Source organism: Rickettsiales bacterium (assembly GCA_029252805.1).
Classification (GTDB): domain Bacteria; phylum Pseudomonadota; class Alphaproteobacteria; order Rickettsiales; family JALZUV01; genus JALZUV01.
The window spans coordinates 1-6,154 of record JAQXAR010000017.1 but is presented as its reverse complement, the minus strand read 5'-3'; the positions used below and the strand labels follow the sequence as shown (position 1 = coordinate 6,154).

Annotated in this window: 9 protein-coding genes; 8 read left to right on the top strand and 1 reads right to left on the bottom strand. The window is 47.6% G+C overall.

From position 1 onward, the window contains the following. The first annotated feature begins 192 nt into the window (after positions 1-192). A complete protein-coding gene (locus P8P30_03905) occupies positions 193-1,362 on the top strand; it encodes a phage portal protein (GenBank protein MDG1286692.1) in 1,170 nt (389 codons plus the stop codon). A gap of 16 nt (positions 1,363-1,378) precedes the next feature. On the opposite strand, the gene P8P30_03900 is transcribed toward P8P30_03905, so the two are convergent. Beyond that, positions 1,379-1,675 (bottom strand): hypothetical protein, encoded by a 297-nt coding sequence (locus P8P30_03900; protein MDG1286691.1) that lies wholly within the window; start codon positions 1,673-1,675, stop codon positions 1,379-1,381. A 178-nt stretch (positions 1,676-1,853) separates the two neighbouring features. Between P8P30_03900 and P8P30_03895 the strand changes: the two genes are divergently transcribed. From P8P30_03895 to P8P30_03865, 7 genes are all read left to right on the top strand, one after another. Continuing rightward, complete coding sequence (locus P8P30_03895) at positions 1,854-2,390, top strand: HK97 family phage prohead protease (protein ID MDG1286690.1); 537 nt, start codon at positions 1,854-1,856, stop codon at positions 2,388-2,390. Between the two features lie 135 nt (positions 2,391-2,525). Beyond that, complete coding sequence (locus tag P8P30_03890; protein ID MDG1286689.1) at positions 2,526-3,320, top strand: phage major capsid protein; 795 nt, start codon at positions 2,526-2,528, stop codon at positions 3,318-3,320. Positions 3,321-3,334: 14 nt separating this feature from the next. Next, positions 3,335-3,721 carry a phage major capsid protein gene (locus P8P30_03885; protein MDG1286688.1) on the top strand — a complete coding sequence of 129 codons (387 nt, stop codon included), beginning with the start codon at positions 3,335-3,337 and terminating at the stop codon, positions 3,719-3,721. Between the two features lie 143 nt (positions 3,722-3,864). Beyond that, positions 3,865-4,200, top strand: coding sequence for a hypothetical protein (locus P8P30_03880; GenBank protein ID MDG1286687.1), 336 nt, complete (start codon positions 3,865-3,867; stop codon positions 4,198-4,200). A 183-nt stretch (positions 4,201-4,383) separates the two neighbouring features. After that, entirely contained in the window at positions 4,384-5,289 is a 906-nt protein-coding gene (locus P8P30_03875; GenBank protein ID MDG1286686.1) for a hypothetical protein, read from the top strand. Positions 5,290-5,425: 136 nt separating this feature from the next. Further along, complete coding sequence (locus P8P30_03870; GenBank protein ID MDG1286685.1) at positions 5,426-5,554, top strand: hypothetical protein; 129 nt, start codon at positions 5,426-5,428, stop codon at positions 5,552-5,554. Between the two features lie 78 nt (positions 5,555-5,632). Then, on the top strand, positions 5,633-5,989 hold the full coding sequence (locus tag P8P30_03865) for a phage head closure protein (GenBank protein ID MDG1286684.1): 357 nt from the start codon (positions 5,633-5,635) through the stop codon (positions 5,987-5,989). The last annotated feature ends 165 nt before the right edge of the window (positions 5,990-6,154 follow it).

Sequence of the window (6,154 nt, the reverse complement as noted above, 5' to 3'; positions counted from 1 at the left end):
ATGCTTTATATACATCAATAACTCCTAACAATTTAAATGTTAGGTGTCAGCCCCTATTTCTTAATTATAGGCTCACAAAACTGTGAGCGGATGAAACCTCAAATGGATTTCCCTCTATGCTTAAAACTTTTCAATCATGGCTGAAACAGCCAGCCGTACCTTTATCTGCAATCAAGGCGAAAAAAACCGGCTTTGCAAGCCTATTTGCACAATCCCGGTCAGCCGGTCTGGTCGGAGCGGCGCTATCAACCGTTTGCCGATGAGGGCTATGTGCGTAACGTGATCGCGCATCGTGCGATTAACCTGGTGGCTTCAGGTGCGGCGAGTATCGATTTTAAACTATTTGATTGCGGCGGTGAAGGTCACGCGCGTTGCGCATTGTCGCAACATCCGCTGCTTTCTCTGCTAAAGGCGCCACAAGGGGGGATCTCTGGCCGTGCCTTTATCGAGGCATTAGTGAGCTACCGGTTAATTTCGGGCAATGCGTATATTCTGGCCGTCGGGCCGGATGATGAAGCGCCGTCGGAGCTGCATTTGTTGCGCCCCGATAGAATGTCCATTATTAGCGGCAAGAACGGCTATCCGGCGGCTTATCGCCATACGGTGGGCAATCACATGACGGATTATCCGGTGCATCCGGTCACGCAGCGTTCGCGGGTTTTTCACCTAAAAGCGTTTCATCCGTTGAATGATTATTACGGCTTGTCGCCGATGGAGGCTGCGGCCTATAGCATCGACATGCATAATCAGGCCAATAGTTGGAACCAGTCACTGATGCAGAATGCGGCGCGGCCTTCCGGCGCGTTGATTGTTAAAACCCAAGGCGATTCCCCCGGACGCTTAAGCGAGGATCAATATTACCGCATCAAACAACAGGTGGATGAGCAATTTTCCGGCGCGGCCAATGCCGGTCGTCCGCTCTTGCTAGAAGGTGGGTTGGAATGGAAAGAAATGAGCCTAAGTCCGCGTGAGATGGATTATATTAGCGCCAAACATTCCGCCGCCCGCGATATCGCACTGGCGTTCGGTGTGCCACCGCAATTGCTGGGCATTCCCGGCGATAATACCTATTCAAACCTAGCAGAGGCGCGTTTGGGCTTATGGGAGCAAACCATCATCCCGCTCATGCAGCAGGTGACTGATGGCATGAATGGCTGGCTCGCTGGATATTATCCGGGAAAACTGGAATTGGCGCTTGATATGGATGGCGTCTCGGCGCTTTCGTTGCGACAGGAAAAGCTGTGGAAACGTGTCGAGTCAGCAAGCTTCTTAAGCGATGACGAAAAACGAGCATTGGTTGGGATGGGCGAAAAAGAATATAAAAAAGAGAAGGACCTTCTAAACGATTTGCATCGGCTTTAGGTCTCCTTCTCTTTTCTTAAATGGGCTTCTTCCATAGGGTAAGCGCAATTAAGCCTAACAGTATTCCAACTAAAGTTGAAATGATCTTGTTAGTCTCAAATTGCCATTCTCCTTGGATGCTTTGTGACGCAAGCAAGGAGATTCCTATTATACAAATCGCTATTTTAATCACGGGTTCTGTTTTCCATAAAAATCCTAACAGAATAACTCCAAGTCCAAGGTAAACTTGGGGGTCAATGGCAGATAACCCATTAATTAATAGTGCTGCGCTGATCATGAACAACAGAATGGCTATTGTTTTTTCGATATTCATAATGTTTCCCTCTTTGTTGTGAGGGATGTGAAATAGGTGAAAAAAATCGGGGGCGTCCTAAAAAGGATGCGTATTGTATAAAAAGTAAATACAAAAATCGACGCAAAGATAGCAGAAATCTAGAGAGAGCAATTGCTTGCGGGTGATTGTCACGCAATTGTCATAATTGAGAGGTCTTATGAATATGAAGCACATTACCGCACCGATCGAGCTTAAATCACTTGATGAACAGGGCCGCTTTGCCGGCTATGCTAGCGTGTTTGGGATGGTTGATAACCAGCAGGATAGGGTCGAACGTGGCGCATTCTTAGCGACGCTACGCGATAAGCCGGTAAGCGAAATTAAGCTGCTTTGGCAGCATCAAATGCAAGAGCCGATTGGCCATGTCGAGCGTTTATTTGAAGATGATAATGGTCTTTATATAGAAGGGCGCTTGCTGCTTTCTGTGCAGCGCGGACGTGAGGCGTATGATCTCGTGAAAGCGGGGGTGCTGGAAGGCTTAAGTATCGGCTATCGCCCGGTGAGCTACCGTATCGACCCTGAAACCGGCGTGCGTCATTTGTTAAAAGTGGATTTGTTCGAAGTAAGCCTCGTGACCTTTCCCGCGAATGAGGAGGCCAGTATTACCGTCGTTAAAGACAGTCGTCCCCTGCCGCCAAGCCAAATGGTGGCGTTGAGTGATGTGCTTTCAAGGGCAATGCAGACTCTCATTTAACTTCTGTTTTTCATGAAGCATAGAGCGAGTTAGTAGACGAGCCAGCTATGAGCATTGGCGCAACCAATAGCCCGTCGAAGCGGCCATCGCCGCGCTAGGGCGCAATTAAATAACCCTCAACTTAGGAGTACCCCTATGACTTTAAACCATATTACGGAACAAGTGAGCCAGCTTGGCACTGCATGGGAGCAGTTTAAGCAGGTGAATAATCAACGTCTCGACGAGGTCGAGCGTAAAGGCAACGCCGATCCGCTTTACCAAGAACATCTGACGAAAATTAACCATGCATTGGATCACCATAAGTCACGTATGCATGCGTTGGAAACGGCGGTGAACCGTCCTGCGGTTGCGGGCGATGCCTATAAGGTGGATACCCCTTACGCCGGTCAGTATAAGAAAGCGTTTACGACTTATTTGCGCAAAGGCATGGATGCCGGCCTCGAAACTCTAGAGAGTAAAGCGCTCTCTGTCGGGTCGGATGCGGATGGCGGGTACACCGTAACGCCTGCCATGGCTGAAAATATCGTCAAAGCGATTCACGAGTTCTCACCGATGCGTGGGTTGGTAAATGTAGAGAAAATCTCGACCGATGCACTCGAAATCGTACAGGATTACGATGAAGCAGCGGCTGGTTGGACGACCGAAACTGGTGCAGTTTCAGATACCAATACGCCGCAAGTGGCCAAGAAAACAATCCCCGTGCATGAGCTCTATGCGCAGCCAAAAGCGACGCAAAAGCTGGTCGATGACTCGGCGATTGATATTGAGCTATGGCTTTCGGATAAAGTATCGGAGGTCTTCACCCGTCTTGAAAACTCGGCCTTCATCAGCGGTGATGGGGTGGGGCAGCCAACGGGTATCCTCTCTTACGCCGCCGGGACAAGCTGGGGCAGATTGAGCAGATCGATTCTGGCATTGATGGCGCATTAACGGCGGATGCTCTTGTGAAGCTCTATTATAGCTTGCAGGAAGATTATGCGACCCGTGCGACGTTCTTGATGAATCGTACAGTCGTGCAAGCGGCGCGGTTGCTCAAGGATGCGACATCTGAGCAATATCTATGGCAGCCCGGTCTGATTGCCGGTGCGGATGATACGCTGTTGGGGGTTCCGGTGCGTCAGGCGACCGATATGCCGGTGGCGGCAACTGATAGCCTATCGGTTGCGATTGGCGATTTCAGCCGCGCATACACAATTGTCGATCGTATTGGTATTCGCACGTTGCGCGACCCATTTACCGATAAACCTTTCGTGAAATTCTACACAACAAAGCGTGTGGGCGGTGATGTCGTGAACTTTGATGCACTTAAATTGCTGAAATTGGCGGCATAAACGGATTACGCTCTCTGAGGGAAATAGGGCACTATCTGCCCTATTTCTCCGCTTAGTTGCGTTGTAATAGCCTTGTCACTTGACCCGTCCTGTGGATAAGTTATCTTAATGGTTAACTATTATGACTTATTAGGAGAGTGTACGTGGCTGAATCTTCGCCCTCACAAGAGGAAGTAACCGAAAAAACGGTTTGCATATTATTGGTTCGTGGTGAAAGCCCGGATGGAAATGGCATCTACGCCTATGTAGCTGTACGTGCGGATAAATTGGAAGAATTTATGGCAGCTCAAGAGAGCGGCATGTTCTATCCAGAGGATCACGGTGTGATCATTGAATCAGGCGAAGGAGAACCTTCCGCTGAAGTTCGTAAGAAAATGGAAGATGAATATGGCTTCAATCATGAGCAAATGATTGATATTCCTGACAAAGATAGTGCAGGAACCATTGCTGGTAGCATTGAATCTCCAGACGAAGGTTAATTGATAATTGTCGCTGCTCGGTCTGCCGGGCTCGCGAAAGATGATGTTTCCTTGCGGGGCCTGCTCTCTTGATATGAAGCCTGAAATGGCTTGTTGGTCTTGTTTGCGTGGGTAACTGTCATAAAACCTTAACACTGCTCACATCCTTATTTAGGTACAATAAGGGTGGAGTATTATGTGTAAATGACGACAGACTTAGAAACAGAAAAGAAATTCACGAGCAAAGTGGCGAAAAGCGACTGGGCCGTGAATCATGTTGTCGAGCCGTCGGAAGAAGACACGAAGCCTAAAACATTTTTAGAAAAGATCGCTCCGAAATCGAAAAAAGGCCGTGTTGTGTTTGCAGCAGGCACGGCGCAAGTTGTCAGTATGTGTTTGACGGCTGTGGCGGGTTATTGGTTCAAAAACCATAAGCCTAAAACCGTAAAAAACTGGGAAAAGTCTATGGTCAAAGTGTTTAATAATAGTGCGAAAAACTATACGGGAGGCGCTCCTGAGAAAGGGCCTAATTACTTGCGTGCCAGGGCTTGGAAGGGCTTTATGGATTATGATGATTATCAAAATACGAAGCGCTATAGCGGTATTGAATACAATAAAAATGGCAAGTTAATGAAGGCGGAAAAGAAAAATAATACCAGTAAGCATTCAATTCAAGCAGGCACTTTGACGCAGTTTATTGCGATGGGCTTAACGAATATCCTTTCCACCATTGCGGTGCGTAATTTGATGGATGAACGATTGGACATTAACTTGGGCGGGGACAAGGTATTCAAAACACAAATGATTGATTCGGTTGCTGGTATTGGCGCTATGATTGGTATTCCTATGGTATTTGCGAGGCAAGCGCGCGATGCGCGTATGGGAATTAAAGGTCTCATTAATAAATGGCCCGTTAAAGCAGGAAACGAAAAACGTCGCGATGAAATAGGCAAGTCGTTTGCCTTTTCAATCGTGAATGTGAATTTACCTGATTTCGTTGGTTTTGCTGCCGGTTTGAGCGCGACGTTCCGTGAGCTTGATGTGCTAGAAAAAGAAAAAGCTGCCGAGGCGAAGTTGCAAGAACTTGAAGCGCAAAAAGGTCGCGTTTAATTATCACCTATAAAGAGTAAAATTTTAGGGTCAGGAGCGAGTCAGTAGACGAGCCGGCCCTGAGCAAATGAAGTGTCGCCCATCGCGAACCCACTAGGGCGCGTGCAGGCAATGAAATAATCTTATGAATATCAAAATGCGAAGCACTCGTTGGATGTCGCCGCAAGGCGTGCGCCTGTGCTTGTTGCGTAAAGGGCAGGTCTATGAGGTGAGCCGCTATTGCGGCCATTATCTCATCGCCCACGGATATGCCGAACGAATCTAAAACTATCCGCAAGCAAACTGTTGCCCATTGCGAACCCAGTAGGGCGAGTGGGGGTGAAAAACTACTCTGGAGACTCTTATGACAAATTATCCCCCTCGACGGGCGGTGTTGGTAACCCCGCCAGCGTCTGAGCCGCTTACTTTGGCTGAAATTAAGCTCTTTCTTCGTGTCGATGGCGATGTGGAAGATACGCTCGCAACATGGGTGCTAATCGATGAAGTATGGGCTGATATTCGACCCCGTTCAGGGCGTGAAGAAAGCCGGCATGAGGGTCTGCGTGAGGCGGTGACCCATTTTGTCTATTTGCGCTATCGCGATGATATCGAGTCGGATTGGCGTATTCTTTATGAAGAGCGTGAGTTGCGCATCCATGCGGTCATAAATATTGAAGAAGAAGGAAAGTTATTAAAACTCTGGGTTGAAGAAAGCAGTTGAAATAACTCTCATTACCATTAATATAAATTAAACTTTAATTCTCTGTCTCTTAATATAATATCGATAAAAAACCTCTAATGTTTTTATAAAACAAAAAAGAGAGAAAGCCCTAAGACCCTCTCTCTTCTATCATAGACAACTATTATCTATTCTTCACTATCTGAT